This is a genomic window from Pseudomonas sp. MWU15-20650 (genome assembly GCF_023242475.1).
GTDB lineage: Bacteria > Pseudomonadota > Gammaproteobacteria > Pseudomonadales > Pseudomonadaceae > Aquipseudomonas.
In genome coordinates this window covers 88,906-110,710 of record NZ_JALJFG010000015.1, presented here as the reverse complement: position 1 = coordinate 110,710, position 21,805 = coordinate 88,906, and the positions used below count along the sequence as shown (strand labels likewise).

Below are 21,805 nucleotides of genomic sequence, written 5' to 3'. Positions count from 1 at the left end.
GTCAGGTTCCTTCCTTCAATACGCCATCGGCCGCAACCTGCAGATTGAACACCGCACCGTGACCCACTTCGACATTCAGCAGTTGTTCACGCGGCAACCCCCGCGCCCGGGCCAGTAGCAGTCGCATCACGCCGCCATGGCTGATCAACAACACGCGCTGCCCCGCATAAGCCTGATGCAGACGTGAGACAGCTGACAGAACCCGCTCGGAAAATTCGCTGACGGGCTCGCCCTGCGGCGGCGTAAAACGGTAGGGATCGGCCCAGAACAAGCCCAGCCCTTCGGCGTCAGTCTCCATCAACGCGGCCGCGCTCCGCCCTTCCCAGGTACCAAAGTGAAGTTCTTGAAGGTCCCGCTCCAGGCTCACGGGCAGATCAAGCCGTGCACCCAATTCGCTGGCAAAACGTGCGCAACGTTGCAGCGGTGAGCTGACCACTCGATCCCAGGGCCCCTGCCCCACCACGGCGGCGCGCATCTGCTCCCAGCCCTTGGCGGTCAACGCATCGTCCAGGCTACCGCGCAAACCGCCACCTCGCTCGGTTTCACCGTGACGCAGCAGGTCCAGGTGCAAGGTCATGCGGGACGGTCTGCCACAGCCGCTTCGGCAAATGTCGCCATCTGCCCGTGCAGCGCACAGGCCAGGCGCACCAGCGGTACTGCCAGCGCGGCACCGCTGCCTTCACCCAGGCGCAGGCCGAGTTCCAGCAAAGGTTCGGCGTCGAGGCTTTGCAGCACATGACGATGGCCAGGCTCGGCGCCACGATGGCCAAACACCAGCCATGCGCGGCACGCCGGATTCAAGCGCGTGGCCACCAGCGCAGCGACGGTGCAGATAAACCCATCCACCAGCACGACAATGCCCTCTTGGGCACAGGCCAGATAGGCGCCGACAAGCGCCGCGATTTCAAAACCACCGAGGTTGAAAAGACTGCGCAACGCGTCATGGCGCTGACCCGCGTGCAACGCCAGCGCGCGCTCGATGACCGCCACTTTGTGGCTGACGCCCTGGGCATTCAAACCGGTGCCCGGGCCCGTCAGGTCACTCACCCGGCAATCGAGCAGTGCACACGCCAACGCACTGGCCGCGGTGGTATTGCCAATGCCCATCTCGCCGCCGATAAACAACTGCGCGCCACTGTCCAAGGCGCGGCGTGCACTGTCGCGACCGGCTTGCAGGGCCAATCGCCCCTGCGCCTCAGTCATCGCCGGGCCGTTGACAAAATTGGCCGTGCCCGCGCCGATATTCAGGTGACGCACGCCGGGCAGGTCCAGCGACGGTGTCACCGTACCGAGGTCGACCACTTCCAGCTGCGCATCCAGTTGCCGCGCCAACACGCTGATAGCCGCGCCACCGGTGACAAAGTTATGCAGCATCTGCCCGGTCACTTCCTGGGGAAACGCCGACACGCCTTCGGCCACCACACCATGGTCACCGGCAAATATCGCGATCCACAGCTGATCCACCGATGGCTTGAGCCGGCCTTGCAAGCCGGCCAGTTGCACTGCCAGCGCCTCCAGTTGGCCCAGGGAACCGGCCGGCTTGGTCAGTTGCTGCTGGCGCGCCAGCGCCTGTTCGTGGGCAGAGGCGTCGATGGCCTTGCAGGGGTTGAGCCACCAGGTGTCAGTCATAACGCAGTACCTTTCAAAGTCAGGGGCAGGCCGGCAACCGTCAGGACAACGCGCTGACATCGCTCGGCCAAGGCTTGATGCAGCCAACCGGCTTCATCGACATAGCGGCGAGTCAATTCGCCCAGCGGCACGACACCCAGACCGGTCTCGTTGCTGACAAAAATGATTTCACCCGGCAACGACGCCAAGGTCTGGAGCAGTTGATCACGTTCCAAGGCCAGGCGATCCGGGTCTTCCAGCATCAATAGATTGGTGAGCCACAGGGTCAGGCAGTCCACCAGCAGGCAGCGCTCGGGAGCGGCGTGTTCGCGCAGCACTCGCGCCAGCTCGATCGGCTCTTCAATCAGCCCCCAATCGTCAGGCCGGCGCTGGCGATGCAGGGCGACACGCGCGTTCATCTCGCCGTCCAGCGGTTGGCTGGTGGCGATATAGATGACGGGCAAACCGCTGTCGCCAGCGAGCTTTTCGGCCAGGCGGCTTTTGCCCGAGCGAGCGCCGCCGAGGATCAATTGGTGCATGGCGCGACCCCACACAAGGTACGCAATAGATCGGTATCCAAGTGGTGCTCTACCAGATCGGCCAGGCGCTCGATATCGCGTTCGCGCAAGGCGTGATAATCCACCGCCTGCACCTCCTGCAATCCGGCCCAACGCAGCAAGGCCGTGCACGCCGCGGGCGCCTCAAAGAGCCCATGCAAATACGTGCCGAGAACTTGCCCGTCCGCACTCAGGGCGCCGTCACTGCGGCCATCCTCCAGCCGCACGGCGGCGCGCTCCAGGGCGGCGCCGCTGGTCACGCCCGCGTGGATCTCATAGCCACTGACCTCGGCGTCCTCCAACAGCAAACGCCCACGCACATTGCGCAGTTGCTTCTCTTGCTCCAGCGTCGTACTGAACGCCAGCAACCCCAGGCCATCACTGGAACCGGCCGGGCCTTCCAGGCCGAGCGGGTCATGCACGTGCTGGCCCAGCATCTGCAAACCGCCGCAAATACCCAGCACCTTGCCGCCATAGCGAAGGTGCCGCGCCACGGCCGTGTCCCAGCCATTGGCGCGCAGGAATGCCAGGTCGCTGCGCACGCTTTTCGAGCCCGGCAGGATGATCAAGTCAGCGGCAGGCATCGGCTGGCCAGGGCCGACAAACTGTAAGTCCACCTGGGGATGCAGGCGCAGCGGGTCAAAATCGGTATGGTTGCTGATGCGTGGCAGTACCGGCACCACCACCTTGAGCACTTGGGCGCTCTTGTCGACCTGGCGTTGGTCGATGCCATCTTCCGCTTCCAGATGCAGGTCCATCACATAGGGCAATACGCCCACCACCGGCTTGCCGGTACGGGCCTCGAGCCAATCCAGCCCAGGCTGCAACAGCGCGATATCGCCGCGAAAGCGGTTGATGATGAAACCCTTGACCCGCGCCTGTTCGCTGGGCGACAGCAGTTCCAAGGTGCCGACCAGATGGGCGAACACACCGCCGCGATTGATATCGGCGATCAACAGCACCGGGCAATCCACCGCTTCGGCAAACCCCATATTGGCGATGTCATTGGCGCGCAGGTTGATCTCGGCCGGTGAGCCCGCGCCTTCGACCATCACCACCGAGTAGGCTTCGCTCAAGCGCTGATGGGAGGCCAGCACCGCGTGCATCGCGATAGCTTTGTAGTCGTGATAAGCCACCGCGTTCATGCTGGTCACGACGCGGCCATGGATGATCACTTGGGAACCGGTATCGCTGTTGGGTTTGAGCAGTACCGGGTTCATGTCGGTGTGGGGCGCGAGGCGGGCGGCCTGGGCCTGCACCGCCTGGGCACGGCCGATCTCACCGCCTTCGGCCGTCACCGCGCTGTTGAGCGCCATGTTCTGCGGTTTGAACGGCACCACCGCAACGCCCTGGCGCACCAGCCAGCGGCACAGTGCGGTCACCAGCGTACTTTTACCGGCGTCGGAGGTGGTGCCCTGCACCATCAGCGTCCTCATGCCGCTTCCTTGTAGGCAACCAGGGCCTCATCGAGTCGCAGCCAATCAGCTTCGGTGTCGGGCAAGCCGAAACGTACGCTGCTGTCGTGCACAAACAGGCGCAACAAAATGCCGCGTTGGGCCATGAATTGGTAGAGCCGCTCGGCGTGCGGGGTGATCAGCCACTGAAACAGCGCGCAGCCCCCGTGGGGTTGAAAGCCCCGACGCTCAAGCAGTTCAAACAGGCGCCGGCCCGCGTCGATACAACGATTGCGTTGATGCGTGTGCCCGACAGTATCGCGCAGGCACGCCTGGCCGAGCACCCGTGTGGGCCCACTGACGGCCCATGGCCCGACCTGTTCGGCCAGCAGCTTGAGCAACTTGCGCTCAGCCAGCACAAAGCCCAGGCGCGCGCCGGCCAACCCGAAGAACTTGCCGAACGAGCGCAACACGACCAAGCCAACTTGATGGGCGTGGCTCGCCAAGCTCAAATGAGGGGTAACGTCCATAAACGCTTCGTCCACCACCAACCAGCCACCGCGCTGGGCCAGCCGTGCGTGCCAGTCCAGCAGACGCTGTGGGGTCAGGCTCAAGCCGGTGGGGTTATTGGGGTTGACCACCACCAGCACGTCGAGGCCGTCGAGAAAAAAGTCGACTTCCTGCTCCTGCACTTCACGCACCACGTAACCGGCACGGCGCCAGGCTTCGGCATGCTCGGCATAACAGGGCGACAGCACACCCACCTTGCCGGCACGACGCAGGCGCGGCAGCAATTGGATCGCCGCCTGGGAGCCGGGCACCGGCAACACATGAGTGGCGCCGTAATACTCGCTGGCGGCCTTCTCCAGGCCGTCATCGGTTTCCGGCAAGCGTGCCCAGGCACGCAATGGGATCTCGGGGATCGGCCACGGCCAGGGCGCCAGGCCGCTGGACAGGTCAAGCCAATCGGCCTCGGCAATCCCGTACTCAATCGCGGCCTTACGCAGCCGACCACCGTGCTCAAGCATAAAGTTGCGCCCCCAGGCATAGGATCAGCAGCCATAACCATACGCCGCGCTGCACCAGTTGCCAGCCTCGGTCGATGGCGTCAGCATCCGCCGGCGGGCCTTCGCCCAGTTGCGGGCGCTGATGCAGCTCGCCGTGATAAATCGCCGCGCCCCCCAGTTCGACGCCCAACGCACCTGCGCCAGCGGCCATCACCGGGCCGGCGTTAGGGCTGTCCCAAGTCGGGCCCTGGTTGCGCCAGCATTTGAGGGCCAGGCCAGTTTTGCCCAGCAACGCGTAGGTCAACGCCACCAGGCGCGCAGGAATATAGTTGAGCACATCGTCGATCTTGGCGGCGGCCCAGCCAAAGCGCTCGAAGCGTTCGTTACGGTAACCCCACATGGCATCGAGGGTGTTGCTCAGACGATAGAGCACCACGCCAGGCACGCCGGCGACCACAAACCAGAACAGCGCAGCAAATACCGCATCGCTGCCGTTCTCCAGCACCGACTCAGTGGCAGCCCGGGCGACTTCGGTACGGTCCAGCTCGCTGGTCTGGCGACTGACCAGATAACTCACCCGCTTGCGCGCCTCGTCCAAATCATCAGCCCGCAGCGCCTGGGCCACCGGGGTCACATGTTCGCCCAGGCTGCGCATGCCGAGGGCGCAGTACAACGCCAAAACCTCCAGCAGCCAACCGATGTAAGGCGCCCACGACAAAGCGGTGGCCAGCAGGGTCAGCGGTACTACCGCGATAAACCACGCCGTCACGCCATGGCTGCGCCAGCCACGGCCACCCGTATTGAAACGTTGCTCGATGCGCCCGGCGAAATTGCCGAATGCCACCAGCGGATGCCAGCGCTTGGGCTCACCCAGCAGCGCATCCAGCGCCACCGCCGCGACGCATAGCAAGGCCACACTCATTGACTCACTCCCCACACATTCTCATACAACATGTCACTCAGCGGCCGTGGCTCAGCCCAGCCTTCGAGCTGCAACATCGGCGCCGGGTAGAACGCCGCGACCGGCCCCAGGCACAAGACCGCCAGGGGCTTCGCGCCGGGCGGCAAACCCAGCAAGTCAGCCAGGGCCTGGGGCTCGAACAATGAAACCCAGCCCATCCCCAAGCCTTCCACACGCGCCGCCAGCCATAGGTTCTGGATCGCGCAGGACAACGAAGCCATGTCCATTTCCGGCAAGGTACGCCGCCCGAAGATGTGGCGCTCGCGATCATCCATCAACGCCGCCACCAGCACTTCGGCGCAATCGTTGATGCCCTCGACTTTGAGCTTCATGAACGCGTCGGAGCGCTCGCCCAGGGCTTCGGCGGTGCGCACGCGCTCTTCTTCTACCAGGTGCTGAATCTGCCCACGCAGTGCACGGTCGCTGATGCGAATAAAGCGCCACGGTTGCATCAGGCCAACGCTCGGCGCCTGGTGCGCGGCCTGGAGCAGGCGCTGCAGTAGCTCAGGGGTGACATCGCCGCCGATGAAGTGGCGCATATCACGGCGCTCTGCGATGGCACGGTAGACGGCGTCGCGGTCAGCCTGGGGGAATGCGTTGACGGTCATGGCCTCATCGGGAGCAAGCCCCCTCCCACATTTGGATGGCATGCGCTTGTGGGAGGGGGCCTGTTCCCGATAGCGGTGTCTGGGCATGGCGCAAACAGTGCCGCCACCGCGCGCGGGTTGGACGGGAAATAAAAGTGCACGTAGGACGCCGTCATCCGCCCTTGCCGGTAGACCGCCTCGGCACCGCGCCCGCCGTTGGGGCTCAGGCCACGGGCGATCGGTGCCCATTCGGTGCTGGTCAGGGAATGATGATAGGTGTGGCCGCGCAATACGCCTTCCGGCAGCTCGACGCTTTGCAGCGCCAGGGCCGCGAGTTTCTTTTGCATCACGGCATCGCCCTGGAGCAGGCCGACCAGTTCGGCACGTGTGCCGCCGACGTCGGTGAGCGAATCGAGCAGATAAAGCATGCCGCCACATTCAGCGAGCAGCGGTTTGCCGGCGGCATGATGTGCACGGATGGCGTCAAGCATCGGGGTGTTTGCCGACAGTGCCTGGTGGTGCAATTCCGGATAGCCGCCGGGCAAGTAGAGGCTGTCGACGTCGGGCAACTGGCGATCATGAATCGGCGAAAAAAACCGCAACTCGGCGCCCATCGCTCGCAGTAGATCGAGGTTGGCACCGTAGGTGAAGGCGAAGGCTTCGTCGCGAGCCACGGCAATGCGCACGCCGGCAAGCAACGGCTCAGCCTCGCTCACTTCGGGCGCGGCAAAGGTCACCGCTGGCGGCAAGGCGACTTCGCAGCTGCTGCCCAATGCTTGGGCCGCAGCATCCAGACGCACGTCGAGGTCATTCAACTCACTGGCTTGCACCAGCCCCAGGTGGCGACTGGGTAATTCAATGCCGGTCTCGCGGGACAGTGCGCCGTACCAGCGCAGCCCCTCGGTGAGGCTCCCTTCCAGCAATTGCGCATGGCGCAGGGTGCCGACGCGGTTGGCCAGCACCCCCGCAAAAGGCAGGTCCGGTTGATAGCGCGCCAGGCCCAGGGCCAGTGCGCCAAAAGTCTGGGCCATGGCGGTGCCATCGATCACGCCCAGTACCGGCACGCCAAAGTGTCGCGCCAGGTCGGCGCTGGACGGCGTGCCGTCGAACAGCCCCATCACCCCTTCGATCAGGATCAGGTCGGCTTCCCCCGCAGCTTCCCACAACAGGCGGCGACTTTCCTGCTCGCCCACCATCCACATGTCCAACTGATACACCGGCGCACCGCTGGCGCGCTCGTGAATCATCGGGTCGAGAAAGTCCGGCCCGCATTTGAACACGCGTACCTTTCGCCCCAAGTTACGGTGCAAACGGGCCAGCGCGGCGGTGACCGTGGTTTTGCCCTGGCCGGACGCCGGTGCGGCGATCAATACGGCCGGGCAATGACGGGGCTGGTTCAAAGTTCGACGCCCTTCTGTGCCTTGATACCGGCCTGAAACGCGTGCTTGAGCATGCCCATTTCGGTGACGGTGTCGCCCATTTCGATCAATTCAGGCTTGGCGCCACGGCCAGTGACGACCACATGTTGCATCGGCGGCCGGGCTTGCAGGTCGCTGAGTACCTGGTCCAGGTCGAGGTAACCGTGCTTGAGGGCGATGTTCAACTCGTCCAGCACCACCAGGCCAACGCAAGGGTCTTGCAGCAATTGGCGAGATACCGCCCACGCGGCTTCGGCAGCGGCTATGTCACGTTGGCGATCCTGGGTTTCCCAGGTAAAGCCTTCGCCCATCACGTGGAATCGCACCTGTTCGGGGAAGCGGCGGAAGAACAACTCCTCGCCGGTACTGTTACGCCCCTTGATGAACTGCACCACACCGCACTGCATGCCGTGACCCATGGCGCGAGCCAACATGCCAAACGCCGAACTGCTCTTGCCTTTACCGTTGCCGGTCAACACCAGCAGCAAGCCACACTCGTTCGGGGAATTGGCGATACGCTCGTCGATCACGGCTTTTTTGCGCAGCATGCGCGCCAGGTGGCGTTCGTCGCGGTCGGGGGAATCAGTCATGGCAGCTCTCCGTTGGGGCTGGACAAAAACGGCGGGCAGGAAAAAGAAAAAACAGACAGCCAAGCATCGCCCACCGTGATGCTGTTGGATGATCCAGGCCGGTCTCCGGACTCATGAGTGGCGCTCCTGTAGAGAAAGCAGGCCGACGGAGCGCCTTCCCATATCGCGGGCGATACAGTGGCAAACAGCACCGTCTTGACTCATTTACCGTTGCGGGGGCAGCGCCGGAATTGCGGCAGCACTGTGTACAAGTGCGCTCACTCACCGGCTTCCCTGTTTCACTCTGTCGGCGCGTGCGCCACAGAGCACCTGGAACAAGCCGCGAAGGTTAGTGGGTTGGGGGTGGAGCGTCAATTAAAGCTGAGCTTGCACTTGAACCATCGGACAGCCGCACTCCTCTACCCTTACAGGTATCAAGGAGAAAACCATGCATAAAACCAGACTCGCCTTACTGATCATGGCCGCAGGCGCGCTCGCCGCCTGCGGTGAAAGCTCTACCCTGCAGGTCTCCGACGGCACCGGGCCTTCGCCCAAGCTGCCGGAACCCAACAAAACTCTGATCCCCACCGTAAACATTGCCCCGGCCATCGGCTGGCCTGAAGGTGCAAAGCCGACAGCCGCCGCCGGCACCCACGTCGCGGCATTTGCCGAGGGCCTGGATCACCCGCGCTGGCTGTATGTATTGCCTAACGGTGATGTACTGGTGGCGCAGACTAACGCGCCGCCCAAGCCGGACGATGCCAAAGGCATTCGTGGCTGGGTGATGGAGCAGGTCATGGGCCGCGCGGGGGCCGGAGTGCCGAGCCCTAACCGCATCACGCTGCTGCGCGATGCCGACCACGACGGTATCGCCGAAACCCGCACGGTGTTTCTGGAGAACCTCAACTCGCCGTTTGGCATGGCCCTGGTCGGTAACGACCTGTATGTGGCGGATTCGGACAAGTTGTTGCGCTTCCCCTATCAACCCGGCGAAACCGCAATCAAGGAAGCCGGCACCAAGGTGGTCGATTTACCGGGCGGCAGCATCAACCATCACTGGACGAAAAACGTGGTGGCCAGCAAGGATGGCAGCAAGTTGTATGTGAGCGTCGGCTCTAACAGCAATGTCGGCGAAAACGGCCTGGAGGCGGAGCAGGGTCGGGCAGCGATCTGGGAAGTGGATCGCGCTACGGGCCAGCACCGTATCTTCGCCTCCGGCCTGCGCAATCCTAATGGGATGGCCTGGGAACCACAGAGCGGTAAGTTGTGGACGGCCGTTAATGAGCGCGACGAGATCGGCAGCGACCTGGTGCCGGACTACATCACCTCGGTCAAGGATGGCGCGTTCTACGGCTGGCCCTTCAGCTACTACGGCCAGCATGTGGACGTGCGCGTCTCACCGCAAAACCCGGACCTGGTCGCCAAGGCCATCGCTCCCGACTACGCCGTGGGCCCGCATACGGCGTCGCTGGGGCTGACCTTCGCCGAGGGCAGCAAACTCCCGGCGCCGTTCAGTAACGGTGCCTTCATCGGCCAACATGGCTCGTGGAACCGCAAGCCGCACAGTGGCTACAAGGTCATCTTTGTACCGTTCGAAGGTGGCCAGCCCAAGGGGCAGCCGATCGATGTGCTGACGGGGTTCCTCAACAGCGACGAAAAAGCCATGGGCCGGCCGGTCGGTGTCGTGATTGATCAGCAGGGAGACTTGCTGGTGGCGGATGATGTGGGGAATAAGGTCTGGCGGGTGTCGGCGGCCAAATAGCCGAAACGAATGTGGGAGCCATTGGCTCCCACATTCATCTAGTCATTTAAGGGTTACGCGCCAGGTTTGCTGGCAACACGCGCTTGGCGCTGAGGTAGGCGTTCTGCCAATAAGCCTTGGACAAGGTGTCGAGCTTCACCGTCCCGCCGGTTTGCGGAGCATGCACGAATCGCCCCTCACCGACGTAGATGCCGGCGTGGCTCACCCGCGAACCACCGCCCGTGGCAAAGAAGATCAAGTCACCGGTCTGCAGGTTGTTTTCGCTGACGTCCTGGGCACGCATCACGATCAGTTCGCGCGTCGTGCGCGGCAGGCTGATACCTGCGGCATCACGGTAAACAAAGCCAATCAGGCCACTGCAATCAAAACCCGAGTCCGGCGTGTTGCCGCCCCAACGATAAGGCGTGCCCACCAGGCCCAGCGCACGGAAGAGCACATCTTCGGCAGCAGGCGAGAAACTCTGGCTGGAATAGTTGAACACTGGCTTGGGCTTGACCGCTACGGGGGCAGGCGGCGGGCGGCTTGCGCAGGCGCTGAGGAGCGCAGCACAAACCAGGAGAATGAGGCGGGCTGAGGTCGACATGGGCAGAACAATCCTGATCTGGATGCGGCTTTCGCTGCCGAACGCTGAAAACCAGAACGCGCAAGCAAAGCTCGCGCGAACGGATTACAACAATGTCCAGGGATTCTAGCGCTTACACGTCAAACTTCAAGTATCACTTTAACTTTACTTACTAGCGGTAACCGTAGTCGGGGCCATGGCGAGTGCGCGCTTGGCTTCGATGAAGGTTTTGCTCCAGTAGCTGTCACCCAGATTGTCGACTCGAACACCGCCACTGCGACGGCTGCTGGAGTGGATAAACTGGTTATCGCCCAAGTAGATACCGGCGTGGCTGACACGACCGCGGCCACTGGTACTAAAGAAAAGCAGATCACCGGGCTTGAGGTTGTTGCGTGCGACCAACGGTGCATCCACGTTGATCATTTCGCGTGTCGAGCGAGGCAGGTTCATGCCGGCTTCTTCACGAAACAGGTAGCCGATGAAACCGCTGCAGTCGAAACCGGCTTCGGAGGTGCCGCCAAAACGGTAACGGGTACCAATCAGAGACATACCGCGTTCGAGGATGCTGTCGGCCAGAACTGGAAGCTGGTAAGGCTTGCTGCCGGCAAAGTTGGCCAGTTCTTTTTCGGTTGCCTGCTCTTCTTTATAAAGAGCTTCCTGATAAGCAGTGGAAGACTGCGAAGCAACGAATTTTGCCTGGGACTGTTGTTGAGTCTTTTGCTGCTCAGCCACGTTTTGAGTGTGGGTGGCGCAACCAAACAACAGGGTAACGAGTGCGAGAGGCACGAGGGGTGCGAAGCGATTTAGCATGGGCACGACCGTGGCTGATGTGTAAAGAAGTCGAGACTATGCCTTCTATCACATCGATTTGCAAATTCAATCGCAATCTATGTGACTTCTTGTTTGGACTATGACATCTAAGCCCTTAACACCCTATACGCGCCTTTTGCGTGGCCAAAGCGGCCCAAACGCAGGTTTTCTGGCGCCTGAAATTTGCCGAAAGCCCCGAAATATAAGGGCTGGCTACCAGCCGAGGGTTTCCTTGAGGAAGGGAATGGTCAACTTGCGCTGGGCCTGCAAAGAGGCTTGATCGAGCTGTTCGAGCAAATCGAACAAGGCGCTCATGCTGCGAGTGCCACGGGTGAGAATGAAATGCCCGACTTCGTCGGTCAGGTGCAGGCCGCGACGCGATGCGCGCAGCTGCAGGGCGCGCAATTTGTCCTCATCGGACAATGGACGCATCTGGAAGATCAGCGCCAGCGTCAGGCGCGACTTGAGGTCGGCCAACTTCACCGGCAATTCACGCGGCGACGTGGACGCGGCGATCAACAGGCGTCGACCACTGTCACGCAGCCGGTTGAACAGATGGAACAACGCCTCTTCCCAGTCCGCCTTGCCGGCAATCGCCTGCAGGTCGTCCAGGCAGACCAGTTCGTATTGCTCCAGGTGGTCGAAGATCCCGATGCCGCGGTCCATCAACTCAGCCAGCGGCAAGTAAACCGCCGGCTCACCCATTTGTTCGAAACGCAGGCACGCCGCCTGTAGCAAGTGCGTACGCCCCACGCCGTGCTTGCCCCACAGATAGATCAGGCTTTCAGTCCACCCGGCGTCGGCTTCGCAGAGCCGCTCGACATAGCCGAGTGCAGCGGCATTGGCGCCTGGGTAGTAATTGATAAAGGTAGCGTCATCACGCAGACGCACACCTAGGGGCAGCTGAATCGGTTTCATGCTGACTGAACGGCTCCCATCGAACCGTTAGTGGCCTCTGTGTAAAGTTTGCAAAGTTTATACCCGTGACGCCGGGCGCACAATGCAGCAGACCACAAGCAAAATCAAAGGTTTGCGTTAACTTGCAGGATTTGCGCAGATTGTTTGACGCCACCGCGCCATAAACAACAAACCCGGCCAAGGCCGGGTTTGTGACACAGCGACTACAAATCGAGCTCATCCACACCCGTATACACATCCGAGTCTTTGTATAAGTCGTGCACATGACGCACCAGCACCATGATCACTGCCGCCACCGGCAGAGCCAGTAAAATGCCTGTAACTCCAAACAGCTCACCGCCCGCCAGGATCGCAAAGATCACCGCCACCGGGTGCAGGCCAATTCGATCCCCCACCAACAGTGGTGTCAGCACCATGCCCTCCAGGGCCTGGCCGACCATGAATACCGCGACAATCCCCAGCATGGGGTAGAGATCGCCGCCAAACTGGAACAGCCCGGCCACCAGCGCCGCACCGATACCAATCACAAACCCCATATAAGGCACGATGGCAGCCAAGCCCGCGATCAAGCCGATCAACAGCCCCAACTCCAGGCCGATCGCCATCAGGCCGGCGGCATAGATGATCCCCAAGGCCAGCATCACCAGCAGTTGCCCCCGCACGAATGCGCCCAACACCTCATGACACTCTTCGGCCAGGGAGACGATGCGCTCTTCGCGGTTGCGCGGCAGCAGGCTACGGATCTTGGCCATCATGATGTCCCAGTCACGCAGCAGATAGAACGCCACTACCGGAATCAGCACCAGGTTGGTCAACCAACCGATCAGCGCCAGGCCGGAAGCGGTAGCCTGGCTGAGCACAACCCCGACGATATCGGTGGTCTGGCCCATATGTTCGCTGATCGCCGCCTTGACCTTGTCGAACTTCCAAAAGCCATCCGCCAGCCCCAACTTGGCCTGCGCCCACGGCATAGCCGTGTGCTGCAGCCAGTCGAGCATCTGCGGCGCCAGCTCATAGAGGCGGAACAATTGCTTGGCCAGCATCGGCACCAACACTAATACCAGTGCCGTAATGATCAGTGTGAACAACGCAAACACCGTCACCACGCCCCAGGTGCGCGACATGCCGACCTTCTCCAAACGATCCACCACGGGATCGAACAGATAGGCGAGCAGCAACGCAACCAGAAACGGCGTCAGGATCGAATGCAGCAAGAACACAAAACCGCACAGCAGGACTATCCCACCCAGCCACACCCAACGACGCGTATCCGCCATAAACCACTCCATTCTCTTCTATATAAGGAAGAACATTTACCAACGAAACCGTAGCTGCGCCTGAGGTTCAGGTGCCACAGCCGGTTGCGTGCCATCAACCACAGGTTGCTGGATGGCGGCTTCACCCGCGGGAACCTCCTGCAACTTGGCCAGGTTCAACTGGGTACGCAACTGATCGGCACTGCCATTGACGCGATACACGATACGGCTACCGTCCACGCGCAGCGGCTGGCCACCAAACGGCTCCAGCAAGTGCCCCAAGGCGGCATAGCGCTCCAGGTTCATGCCTTGCACTTCGAGCAATTGCTCGGTGCTGGCACCTGGCTTGACGGCAAAGCGCGGCGCCAGCTTCTGGCTGACAGCAAGCAATACGGCATCCGCCACAGCCGCCGTGTCCGCCCCTTGGGCGGTGCCCTGCTCACTCTTGTCGCCCAGCCACAGGCGCCATTTGGCCTGCCACTGATTACCTTCCTGACGCGCATGCACGGCGAGCAAAGCGTCGGCACCGTAGCGTTCCGAGGCCGCGCGCAATGGCGTCGCATCCGCGCTTTCGAGATTAGGCGCCGTGGCGACAACCTGCTCATCCAGATCACCCAGCGGCAGGCGCAACGGCAAACCACGGTGTTGCGCCGCGCGGCGCAGCGCTTGGGCAACAGACTGGCCGTCACCGACCAGGCTGCTGCCTTCGGTAGAGTCGTTCAGCCACCAGCCGAGAATAGACGGCCGATTGCTGCCCCAGATCGGCAGGCCCGCCTGACGCAAGGCACGGTCGGTGCTGACGGGGTCGAAGTCCACTTGCAGGCTTTCCGGCGGGCCGGCGTCGTAACCATATTGGCTGATGATTTGTTGCGGATCCTTGCCGATTGCCGCCAGGCCCGGGCCATCGGCAGCCTTGGCGTCGCCAGTCAGGCGGATCACCAGGGTTTGCACGGCACGCTGGGTGGCCTGGTCGCGCTCCTGGGGCGACTGGCTGCTGACCGGTTCAAGCACTTGATAGAGGCCACTGAGGGTTTCGGCATGACTCGCCAGGCTGACCAATGACAAGCAGCCCACAAAAAAGAATTTACACAGACGCATGAAAGGTATTCCCGAACGACAAATTTAGCGGCTGGAACAGACCGCGCGAACTCGGCTTGGCAAGGCTGTGACCACAGCAGCCGGTAAAACATTCACAGGGTCTTGGTAAGTTTTCGTACTGTCATAACGATAGCGAGTTAAAGGCTATACCTTAATACGCCCCTTGGCAGAGCCGATCAGCATTTTTTTAACCCGCTTTTTTTAACCTATATGGCCCTGCCCGTCGGCCCGAGGATGGCCGCTGCCCCTCAAGCCTGATAAAATCGCGCGCCTTCGCAGACCGTCAACGGCTGGGCCTTTTACCAAAAGTGCCTGCCCGCTCGGTCGTTACCCCTGAATCCCCCCTAAAGGCCTGGATCATGAGCAAGCAACCCTCCCTGAGCTACAAGGACGCCGGTGTAGACATCGACGCCGGTGAAGCATTGGTCGAACGCATTAAGAGCGTCGCCAAGCGCACTGCGCGCCCTGAAGTCATGGGCGGCCTGGGCGGTTTTGGCGCCCTCTGCGAAATCCCGGCCGGCTACAAGCAGCCTGTACTGGTTTCCGGCACCGACGGCGTGGGCACCAAGCTGCGCCTGGCACTGAACCTGAACAAGCACGACAGCATCGGCATCGACCTGGTCGCCATGTGCGTCAACGACCTGGTGGTGTGTGGTGCCGAGCCGCTGTTCTTCCTGGACTACTACGCCACCGGCAAGCTCAACGTCGAAACCGCGACCCAAGTCGTGACCGGCATTGGCGCCGGCTGCGAACTGTCGGGTTGCTCCCTGGTCGGCGGCGAAACCGCTGAAATGCCAGGCATGTACGAAGGCGAAGACTACGACCTGGCCGGTTTCTGCGTCGGCGTTGTAGAAAAAGCCGAGATCATCGACGGCTCCAAAGTGGCGGCCGGTGACGCCCTGCTCGCCCTGCCATCGTCCGGTCCGCACTCCAACGGCTACTCGCTGATCCGCAAGATCATCGAAGTGTCCGGCGCCGACATCGAGAACACCCAGCTTGACGGCAAGCCACTGACCGACCTGCTGATGGCCCCGACCCGCATCTACGTCAAGCCACTGCTCAAGCTGATCAAGGACACGGGCGCAGTCAAAGCCATGGCCCACATCACAGGTGGCGGCCTGCTGGACAACATCCCGCGCGTACTGCCAAAAGGCGCCCAGGCGATTGTCGACGTGGCCAGCTGGCAGCGCCCTGCGGTATTCGATTGGCTGCAAGAAAAAGGCAACGTCAACGAAACCGAAATGCACCGCGTACTGAACTGCGGCGTGGGCATGGTGATCTGCGTGGCCCAAGAGCACGTGGAAACGGCCCTGAACGTATTGCGTGAAGCCGGCGAACAGCCATGGGTCATCGGCCAGATCGCAACCGCCCCGGAAGGCGCGGCCCAGGTTGAACTGAAGAACCTTAAGGCGCACTGATGCCTGCAACCTGTGATGTCGTGGTGCTGCTTTCCGGCACCGGCAGTAACTTGCAGGCCCTGATCGACAGCACGCGTACCGGCGACAGCCCGGTGCGCATCGCTGCGGTGATTTCCAACCGCAGCGACGCCTACGGTCTGCAACGCGCCAGGGACGCGGGAATCGAAACCCGCTCGCTGGATCACAAGGCTTTCGAAGGTCGCGAGGCCTTCGACAGCGCCTTGATCGAACTGATCGACGCCTTCAACCCCAAACTGGTGGTCCTTGCCGGCTTCATGCGCATTCTCAGCGCTGGTTTCGTACGGCACTACGAAGGGCGTCTGCTCAACATCCACCCTTCCCTGCTGCCCAAATACAAAGGCATGCACACCCATCAGCGCGCCCTCGACGCCGGCGACAGCGAGCACGGTTGCAGCGTGCACTTTGTTACCGAGGAACTCGATGGCGGGCCTCTGGTCGTACAGGCAGTGGTTCCGGTAGAGTCGGGGGACTCGGCGCAGACGCTTGCGCAACGGGTTCATACCCAGGAACACAGGATTTACCCGCTGGCTGTTCGCTGGTTTGCCGAGGGTCGGTTGATTCTTGGTGAACAGGGTGCATTATTGGACGGTCAGTTACTTGCGGCCAGCGGCCACTTGATTCGAACCTAGGAGATTTTATGCGTCGCGCCCTGCTCTTCGCTTTTGCTCTGTTTGCCTTGCCTGCCGTGCAAGCAGCAGATTTACACCCTTTCTCCGCCAGCTACACCGCCGACTGGAAACAGCTGCCCATGAGCGGCTCGGCCGAACGCAGCCTGGTCAAGAACGGTGACGGCACCTGGACCTTGAACTTCAAGGCTTCCATGCTCATCGCCAGCCTCACCGAAACCAGCGTGATCAAATTTGACAAGGACGCCTTGCAACCGAAGAGCTACACCTTCGAACGCGGCGGCCTGGGCAAGGCGAAGAAGATCAACCTGGACTTTGACCACTCCGCCAACAAGGTCACCGGCTTCGAAAACAAAGACCCGGTCAATGTCACCCTCGAAAGTGGCATGCTCGACAAGTCCACTTACCAGCTTGCCCTGCAACGTGACGTTGCCGCTGGCAAGAAAAGCATGAGCTACCGCGTGGTCGAAGGCACCGATACCGACACCTACGACTTCCGTGTAATCGGCCCGGAAAAAGTCCAGACCAAGGCCGGCTCCATCGATGCGATCAAAGTCGAGCGCGTGCGCGACCCGTCGCAGACCAAGCGCATCACACAGATGTGGTTCGCCAAGGATTGGGGCGGCATCCTGGTTGCCCTGCGCCAGGTGGAAACCGACGGCAAGGAATACAACATCATGCTGTTGGATGGCACCGTTGACGGCCAGGCCGTCAAGGGCAGCTGATTGCGCTGATGAGCTGGAAAAGAGCCTCGCTGAATGCGGGGCTTTTTTTTGCCTGGACATTTTGCTGCGACACTTCTGGTGCCATCGAGGCATAGCTATCTACGCACCTTTTGAAGACCGTCACATTCCCCAGTGGCGATTCGAGTGCCCCCCCAGCAGAAGGGTCGATAAAAGGCTCGAGATCAAAATAGAACATGAAACTTTTGTCATAAAACTCATGCCCTTGCAGCGTAACGCCAGGTTTTACGCGGCCTGCGGGATTGTTGCGTTTCCTGCAAGGAATTGTTGCGTGCAAAAGCCATTTACTTAGCAAGCTAACAAAACATATAACAAAGACCTGCGACGACTTGCCGCAGATCAACCAGAGATTGGAGCAAGCAGATGACTGTAAAAGTAACTGAACGCGACGATGAACATATGTCCCATGAAGCAGTAGGCCACGGGATTCACATCTGGGATGTCCATCAGCAAGACGTATTGGTCGGCATGTTTCACAACGAGAGCGACGCCCACAATTATAAAAACGAGCTCGAAACTCTCGAACTGCAACGCCAGGCAAAAAGCTCCTGAAACGCTGAAATTATGTAGGCTCCCGGTTGTGGCGAGCAAGCTTGTTCGCGCTGGGGTGCGAAGCGGCTCTGATAAGGCCATCGCATTCCGTCAGACAGAATCCCAACACCGCATTGGGGCTGCTACGCAACCCAGCGCAGGGCAAGCCTGCTCGCCACAGGGGCCGCCTACAAACAAAAACCCCGCCTTTTGAGCGGGGTTTGTTGTTTCTACGGCCTTACCACATCAGATCATCAGGGATCTGGTAGGCCGCGTACGGATCGTCCTCATCCGGCACCTGGCTTTCGGTGAGGATATTGAGCTGCACAATGCGCTCAGGTGCCCGCTCCTGGATTTTCAGCGCTGCTTCCCGCGGGATCACCTCGTAGCCGCCACCGTGATGCACGATCGCCAGGGAACCGTTGCTCAGCTTGTTGCGCATCAGCGTGTTGACCGACAGGCGCTTGACCTTCTTGTCATCCACGAAGTTGTAGTAGTCCTCGGTCGTCAGCTTGGGCAGGCGCGAGGTCTCGATCAGTTGCTTGACCTGGGCGGTACGGGCCTTGGCCTCGGCTTTTTCCTGTTGCTGGCGATTCAGCTCCTGGTCACGCTTGACCTTCTCGGCCTGCGCTTCCTGGGCCAGGCGAGCCTGGGTGTCATCGACTTCAGCTTGGCCCTTGTGGACCAGGCGCTGCTGCTTCTGCTTCTCTTTGCCGACCTGCTTGGCCTGCTTTTGGTTGACCAGACCTGCTTTGAGCAACTGGTCGCGAAGGGAAAGGCTCATGGTGCTTACTCACTTAGGCAACTGCTTAACCGCAGCTGGACACATTCTTTTCCTGACGTTTGGCTTCGCCCCACAGGGCGTCCAACTCTTCGAGGGTGCAATCTTCTATGGGACGATGGGTATCGCGCAATGCCTGTTCGATAAATCGGAAACGTCGCTCGAACTTGGCATTGGCGCCACGCAGTGCGGTTTCCGGGTCGACCTTCAGATGACGAGCCAGGTTGACCGCGGCAAACAGCAGGTCACCGACCTCATCGGCGATCGCCACCGAATCGTTATCGGCCATGGCTTCGAGCACTTCATCCAACTCTTCGCGCACGTTATCCACCACCGGCAAGGCGGATGGCCAGTCGAAACCGACCTGGCTAGCGCGCTTTTGCAATTTGGCGGCGCGGGACAACGAGGGTAAAGCGCTGGGCACGTCATCCAGCAGGGATAATTGCTCTGGTGCGTCGGATTTTTCCGCACGCTCCTCAGCCTTGATCTGCTCCCAGCGCTCCTTGACCTGCTCCTCGCTCAACCGAGGACTATCCGCCGGTGCGTAGAGATCACCGGTCGGAAACACATGAGGATGACGCCGGATCAGCTTGCGGGTAATGCTGTCGATCACCCCGGCAAACTCGAAACGCCCCTCCTCGCGCGCCAACTGGCTGTAATACACCACCTGGAACAACAGGTCGCCCAACTCCCCCTGCAGGTGATCAAAGTCGCCACGTTCGATGGCGTCGGCAACCTCATAAGCCTCTTCCAGGGTGTGCGGGACGATCGTGGCGTAGGTTTGCCTGATGTCCCACGGGCACCCGTATTGCGGGTCCCGCAGGCGGTTCATCAGGTGCAGCAAGTCTTCAAGTGAATACATCATGGGGTGCGATTACGCCGCGTCTCGATGATGTTCGGCAACTGGGATATCCGCCCCAGCAACCGCCCCAACGCGTCCAGCCCCGGAATCTCGATGGTCAGGGACATCAACGCGGTGTTGTCCTCTTTATTCGAGCGGGTGTTGACCGCCAGCACGTTGATACGCTCATTGAGCAGCACTTGCGATACGTCACGCAGCAAGCCTGCGCGATCGTAAGCACGAATGACGATATCCACCGGGTAAGTGAGCACCGGCACCGGCCCCCAGCTGACCTGGATGATCCGCTCCGGCTCACGCCCGCCCAGTTGCAGCACCGAGGCGCAATCCTGGCGGTGAATACTCACGCCACGGCCCTGGGTGATGTAGCCGACAATGGCGTCGCCAGGCAACGGCTGGCAGCACCCGGCCATTTGCGTCATCAGGTTGCCCACACCCTGGATCTGGATATCGCCACGCTTGCCAGGCTTGTAGCCGGTGGCTTTGCGCGGGATCAGTTCCAGCTGTTCGTTGCCGCGCTCCGGCTCGACCAATTGCTGGGCCAGGTTGACCAGTTGCGCCAAGCGCAGGTCGCCGGCCCCCAGGGCGGCGAACATGTCTTCGGCGATCTTCATGTTGGCCTTTTCGGCCAGTTTGTCGAAGTCCACCTGGGGCAGGCCCAGGCGCGCCAGTTCGCGTTCAAGCAGGGTCTTGCCGGCCGCCACGTTCTGGTCGCGCGCCTGCAATTTGAACCAGTGTACGATCTTCGCCCGCGCCCGCGACGTGGTGATGTAGCCCAGGTTCGGGTTCAGCCAGTCGCGGCTCGGTGTGCCGTGCTTGCTGGTGATGATCTCGACCTGCTCACCGGTCTGCAGGCTGTAGTTGAGCGGTACGATGCGCCCGTTGATCTTGGCGCCTCGGCAGTTATGACCGATCTCGGTGTGCACGCGGTAGGCGAAATCCAGCGGCGTGGCCCCCTTGGGCAAGTCGATCGCATGGCCGTCAGGCGTGAAGATATAGACCCGGTCCGGCTCGATATCGACCCGCAGCTGTTCAGCCAGGCCGCCGATGTCGCCGAGCTCTTCGTGCCATTCCAGCACTTGGCGCAGCCAGGAAATTTTCTCTTCGTACTGGTTGGACCCGGCCTTGACGTCGGTGCCCTTGTAGCGCCAATGCGCACACACACCCAGCTCCGCTTCTTCGTGCATGGCGTGGGTGCGGATCTGCACTTCCAGCACTTTGCCCTCGGGACCGATCACGGCGGTGTGCAGCGAGCGATAGCCGTTTTCCTTGGGGTTGGCGATGTAGTCGTCGAACTCCTTGGGAATGTGCCGCCACAGCGTATGAACGATACCCAGCGCGGTGTAGCAATCGCGCATTTCCGGCACCAGCACGCGCACGGCACGTACGTCGTAGATCTGGCTGAAGGCCAGGCCCTTGCGCTGCATTTTGCGCCAGATGGAATAGATGTGCTTGGCGCGACCGCTGATGTCGGCCTCCACGCCGGTCGCCTGCAACTCGGCGCGCAGCTGGCCCATCACGTCACTGATAAAGCGCTCACGGTCGAGCCGCCGCTCATGCAGCAGCGTGGCAATCTGTTTGTATTGGTCGGGTTCGAGGTAGCGGAAGGACAGGTCCTCCAGCTCCCACTTGATGTGGCCGATACCCAGGCGATGCGCCAAGGGCGCGTAGATGTCGAAGACCTCACGGGCAACGCGGTTGCGCTTTTCGTCATCGGCGGTCTTGACCGCCCGGATCGCACAGGTGCGCTCGGCCAGCTTGATCAGCGCGACGCGCACGTCGTCGACCATCGCCACCAGCATCTTGCGCAGGTTTTCCACCTGGCCCTGGGTGCCCATCACCATGGACTGGCGCGGACTGAGACTGGCGCTGATCGCCGCCATGCGTGCCACGCCATCAATCAGCTTGGCGACCACGACGCCGAAACGCTGGCTGACCACCGGCAACGCAATATGCCCTTCACGCACGCCGCGATAGAGCACGGCGGCGATCAGCGAATCCTGGTCCAGCTTGAGATCGGCCAGGATCTCGGCGATCTCCAACCCGGTGCGGAAACTTGAAGTGCCCTCCGCCCACAGGTTTTTTGCCGCATTGTCTTGTTGCTCAGACTCACGAGCGAACTCGCAGGCTGCCTTCAAGGCTTCACGGTCCAGTGCCGGATCGACACTGACGGCATGATCCAGCCATGCCTCGAGATTGATACTGCCGTCAGTGTTGATCGGCTGGTGTGCTCTCACCTGTACCATCTTGCTTACCTTCCCTACGACGCACCTTGGATGCGTCAAAAATCATCGCCGATCTGCTTTATCACTAAAGCTC

Annotated in this window: 22 protein-coding genes and 1 riboswitch; of the genes, 5 read left to right on the top strand and 17 right to left on the bottom strand. The window is 61.3% G+C overall.

What is annotated here, in order from left to right; genetic code table 11:
• Position 1: 1 nt before the first annotated feature.
• The 9 genes from cobC to cobO are packed head-to-tail and all read right to left on the bottom strand — an operon-like array spanning position 2 to position 8,122.
• The gene (gene cobC / locus M5B43_RS14155; protein ID WP_248750689.1) at positions 2-577 is read right to left on the bottom strand and encodes an alpha-ribazole phosphatase family protein; all 576 of its coding nucleotides are present in this window, start codon (positions 575-577) and stop codon (positions 2-4) included.
• Entirely contained in the window at positions 574-1,629 is a 1,056-nt protein-coding gene (gene cobT, locus M5B43_RS14150) for a nicotinate-nucleotide--dimethylbenzimidazole phosphoribosyltransferase (protein ID WP_248750688.1), read from the bottom strand. The genes cobC and cobT overlap by 4 nt, the downstream gene beginning before the upstream one ends.
• Positions 1,626-2,147 (bottom strand): bifunctional adenosylcobinamide kinase/adenosylcobinamide-phosphate guanylyltransferase, encoded by a 522-nt coding sequence (gene cobU, locus M5B43_RS14145; RefSeq protein WP_248750687.1) that lies wholly within the window; start codon positions 2,145-2,147, stop codon positions 1,626-1,628. Before cobU ends, cobT begins: the two co-directional genes overlap by 4 nt.
• Complete coding sequence (locus tag M5B43_RS14140) at positions 2,135-3,601, bottom strand: cobyric acid synthase (protein ID WP_248750686.1); 1,467 nt, start codon at positions 3,599-3,601, stop codon at positions 2,135-2,137. Before M5B43_RS14140 ends, cobU begins: the two co-directional genes overlap by 13 nt.
• Entirely contained in the window at positions 3,598-4,587 is a 990-nt protein-coding gene (cobD, locus tag M5B43_RS14135; RefSeq protein WP_248750685.1) for a threonine-phosphate decarboxylase CobD, read from the bottom strand. Before cobD ends, M5B43_RS14140 begins: the two co-directional genes overlap by 4 nt.
• Complete coding sequence (cbiB, locus tag M5B43_RS14130) at positions 4,580-5,488, bottom strand: adenosylcobinamide-phosphate synthase CbiB (protein ID WP_248750684.1); 909 nt, start codon at positions 5,486-5,488, stop codon at positions 4,580-4,582. The genes cobD and cbiB overlap by 8 nt, the downstream gene beginning before the upstream one ends.
• Positions 5,485-6,135, bottom strand: a complete 651-nt coding sequence (bluB, locus tag M5B43_RS14125; RefSeq protein WP_248750683.1) for a 5,6-dimethylbenzimidazole synthase — start codon at positions 6,133-6,135, stop codon at positions 5,485-5,487. Before bluB ends, cbiB begins: the two co-directional genes overlap by 4 nt.
• On the bottom strand, positions 6,132-7,514 hold the full coding sequence (locus tag M5B43_RS14120) for a cobyrinate a,c-diamide synthase (RefSeq protein ID WP_248750682.1): 1,383 nt from the start codon (positions 7,512-7,514) through the stop codon (positions 6,132-6,134). The genes bluB and M5B43_RS14120 overlap by 4 nt, the downstream gene beginning before the upstream one ends.
• Positions 7,511-8,122 carry a cob(I)yrinic acid a,c-diamide adenosyltransferase gene (gene cobO, locus M5B43_RS14115; protein ID WP_248750681.1) on the bottom strand — a complete coding sequence of 204 codons (612 nt, stop codon included), beginning with the start codon at positions 8,120-8,122 and terminating at the stop codon, positions 7,511-7,513. The genes M5B43_RS14120 and cobO overlap by 4 nt, the downstream gene beginning before the upstream one ends.
• Positions 8,123-8,200: 78 nt before the next feature.
• Positions 8,201-8,450, bottom strand: a riboswitch (cobalamin riboswitch).
• Between the two features lie 99 nt (positions 8,451-8,549).
• Between cobO and M5B43_RS14110 the strand changes: the two genes are divergently transcribed.
• The gene (locus tag M5B43_RS14110; RefSeq protein WP_248750680.1) at positions 8,550-9,863 is read left to right on the top strand and encodes a sorbosone dehydrogenase family protein; all 1,314 of its coding nucleotides are present in this window, start codon (positions 8,550-8,552) and stop codon (positions 9,861-9,863) included.
• 46 nt (positions 9,864-9,909) lie between these two features.
• On the opposite strand, the gene M5B43_RS14105 is transcribed toward M5B43_RS14110, so the two are convergent.
• From M5B43_RS14105 to M5B43_RS14085, 5 genes are all read right to left on the bottom strand, one after another.
• Positions 9,910-10,446 (bottom strand): C40 family peptidase, encoded by a 537-nt coding sequence (locus M5B43_RS14105; protein WP_248750679.1) that lies wholly within the window; start codon positions 10,444-10,446, stop codon positions 9,910-9,912.
• 144 nt (positions 10,447-10,590) lie between these two features.
• Positions 10,591-11,235, bottom strand: coding sequence for an NlpC/P60 family protein (locus M5B43_RS14100; protein WP_248750678.1), 645 nt, complete (start codon positions 11,233-11,235; stop codon positions 10,591-10,593).
• A 213-nt stretch (positions 11,236-11,448) separates the two neighbouring features.
• The gene (gene hda, locus M5B43_RS14095; RefSeq protein ID WP_017134884.1) at positions 11,449-12,153 is read right to left on the bottom strand and encodes a DnaA regulatory inactivator Hda; all 705 of its coding nucleotides are present in this window, start codon (positions 12,151-12,153) and stop codon (positions 11,449-11,451) included.
• Positions 12,154-12,356: 203 nt separating this feature from the next.
• On the bottom strand, positions 12,357-13,430 hold the full coding sequence (locus M5B43_RS14090) for an AI-2E family transporter (protein ID WP_248750677.1): 1,074 nt from the start codon (positions 13,428-13,430) through the stop codon (positions 12,357-12,359).
• A 36-nt stretch (positions 13,431-13,466) separates the two neighbouring features.
• Positions 13,467-14,507, bottom strand: coding sequence for a DUF2066 domain-containing protein (locus M5B43_RS14085; RefSeq protein ID WP_248750676.1), 1,041 nt, complete (start codon positions 14,505-14,507; stop codon positions 13,467-13,469).
• Between the two features lie 359 nt (positions 14,508-14,866).
• Between M5B43_RS14085 and purM the strand changes: the two genes are divergently transcribed.
• The 4 genes from purM (at position 14,867) to M5B43_RS14065 (ending at position 17,867) form a co-directional block, all read left to right on the top strand.
• Positions 14,867-15,925, top strand: coding sequence for a phosphoribosylformylglycinamidine cyclo-ligase (gene purM / locus M5B43_RS14080; protein ID WP_248750675.1), 1,059 nt, complete (start codon positions 14,867-14,869; stop codon positions 15,923-15,925).
• Positions 15,925-16,575: a phosphoribosylglycinamide formyltransferase gene (gene purN, locus M5B43_RS14075; protein WP_248750674.1), complete on the top strand. Its 651-nt coding sequence runs from the start codon at positions 15,925-15,927 to the stop codon at positions 16,573-16,575. The genes purM and purN overlap by 1 nt, the downstream gene beginning before the upstream one ends.
• An 8-nt stretch (positions 16,576-16,583) precedes the next feature.
• The gene (locus M5B43_RS14070; protein WP_248750673.1) at positions 16,584-17,297 is read left to right on the top strand and encodes a DUF3108 domain-containing protein; all 714 of its coding nucleotides are present in this window, start codon (positions 16,584-16,586) and stop codon (positions 17,295-17,297) included.
• Between the two features lie 381 nt (positions 17,298-17,678).
• On the top strand, positions 17,679-17,867 hold the full coding sequence (locus tag M5B43_RS14065; protein ID WP_003193064.1) for a hypothetical protein: 189 nt from the start codon (positions 17,679-17,681) through the stop codon (positions 17,865-17,867).
• A 217-nt stretch (positions 17,868-18,084) separates the two neighbouring features.
• On the opposite strand, the gene M5B43_RS14060 is transcribed toward M5B43_RS14065, so the two are convergent.
• From M5B43_RS14060 to relA, 3 genes are read right to left on the bottom strand one after another with little or no spacing between them, the layout of a single operon-like run.
• The gene (locus tag M5B43_RS14060) at positions 18,085-18,630 is read right to left on the bottom strand and encodes a DUF2058 domain-containing protein (RefSeq protein ID WP_017527556.1); all 546 of its coding nucleotides are present in this window, start codon (positions 18,628-18,630) and stop codon (positions 18,085-18,087) included.
• A gap of 25 nt (positions 18,631-18,655) precedes the next feature.
• Complete coding sequence (gene mazG / locus M5B43_RS14055) at positions 18,656-19,489, bottom strand: nucleoside triphosphate pyrophosphohydrolase (RefSeq protein WP_248750699.1); 834 nt, start codon at positions 19,487-19,489, stop codon at positions 18,656-18,658.
• Positions 19,489-21,732 (bottom strand): GTP diphosphokinase, encoded by a 2,244-nt coding sequence (gene relA / locus M5B43_RS14050; RefSeq protein ID WP_248750672.1) that lies wholly within the window; start codon positions 21,730-21,732, stop codon positions 19,489-19,491. Before relA ends, mazG begins: the two co-directional genes overlap by 1 nt.
• Between the last annotated feature and the right edge of the window lie 73 nt (positions 21,733-21,805).

Bases quoted from the DNA above. Each gene is read 5' to 3' on its own strand.
- cobC (WP_248750689.1), bottom strand. From the start codon at position 577: ATGACCTTGCACCTGGACCTGCTGCGTCACGGTGAAACCGAGCGAGGT.
- cobT (WP_248750688.1), bottom strand. From the start codon at position 1,629: ATGACTGACACCTGGTGGCTCAACCCCTGCAAGGCCATCGACGCCTCT.
- cobU (WP_248750687.1), bottom strand. From the start codon at position 2,147: ATGCACCAATTGATCCTCGGCGGCGCTCGCTCGGGCAAAAGCCGCCTG.
- M5B43_RS14140 (WP_248750686.1), bottom strand. From the start codon at position 3,601: ATGAGGACGCTGATGGTGCAGGGCACCACCTCCGACGCCGGTAAAAGT.
- cobD (WP_248750685.1), bottom strand. From the start codon at position 4,587: ATGCTTGAGCACGGTGGTCGGCTGCGTAAGGCCGCGATTGAGTACGGG.
- cbiB (WP_248750684.1), bottom strand. From the start codon at position 5,488: ATGAGTGTGGCCTTGCTATGCGTCGCGGCGGTGGCGCTGGATGCGCTG.
- bluB (WP_248750683.1), bottom strand. From the start codon at position 6,135: ATGACCGTCAACGCATTCCCCCAGGCTGACCGCGACGCCGTCTACCGT.
- cobO (WP_248750681.1), bottom strand. From the start codon at position 8,122: ATGACTGATTCCCCCGACCGCGACGAACGCCACCTGGCGCGCATGCTG.
- M5B43_RS14110 (WP_248750680.1), top strand. From the start codon at position 8,550: ATGCATAAAACCAGACTCGCCTTACTGATCATGGCCGCAGGCGCGCTC.
- M5B43_RS14105 (WP_248750679.1), bottom strand. From the start codon at position 10,446: ATGTCGACCTCAGCCCGCCTCATTCTCCTGGTTTGTGCTGCGCTCCTC.
- M5B43_RS14100 (WP_248750678.1), bottom strand. From the start codon at position 11,235: ATGCTAAATCGCTTCGCACCCCTCGTGCCTCTCGCACTCGTTACCCTG.
- hda (WP_017134884.1), bottom strand. From the start codon at position 12,153: ATGAAACCGATTCAGCTGCCCCTAGGTGTGCGTCTGCGTGATGACGCT.
- M5B43_RS14090 (WP_248750677.1), bottom strand. From the start codon at position 13,430: ATGGCGGATACGCGTCGTTGGGTGTGGCTGGGTGGGATAGTCCTGCTG.
- M5B43_RS14085 (WP_248750676.1), bottom strand. From the start codon at position 14,507: ATGCGTCTGTGTAAATTCTTTTTTGTGGGCTGCTTGTCATTGGTCAGC.
- purM (WP_248750675.1), top strand. From the start codon at position 14,867: ATGAGCAAGCAACCCTCCCTGAGCTACAAGGACGCCGGTGTAGACATC.
- purN (WP_248750674.1), top strand. From the start codon at position 15,925: ATGCCTGCAACCTGTGATGTCGTGGTGCTGCTTTCCGGCACCGGCAGT.
- M5B43_RS14070 (WP_248750673.1), top strand. From the start codon at position 16,584: ATGCGTCGCGCCCTGCTCTTCGCTTTTGCTCTGTTTGCCTTGCCTGCC.
- M5B43_RS14065 (WP_003193064.1), top strand. From the start codon at position 17,679: ATGACTGTAAAAGTAACTGAACGCGACGATGAACATATGTCCCATGAA.
- M5B43_RS14060 (WP_017527556.1), bottom strand. From the start codon at position 18,630: ATGAGCCTTTCCCTTCGCGACCAGTTGCTCAAAGCAGGTCTGGTCAAC.
- mazG (WP_248750699.1), bottom strand. From the start codon at position 19,489: ATGTATTCACTTGAAGACTTGCTGCACCTGATGAACCGCCTGCGGGAC.
- relA (WP_248750672.1), bottom strand. From the start codon at position 21,732: ATGGTACAGGTGAGAGCACACCAGCCGATCAACACTGACGGCAGTATC.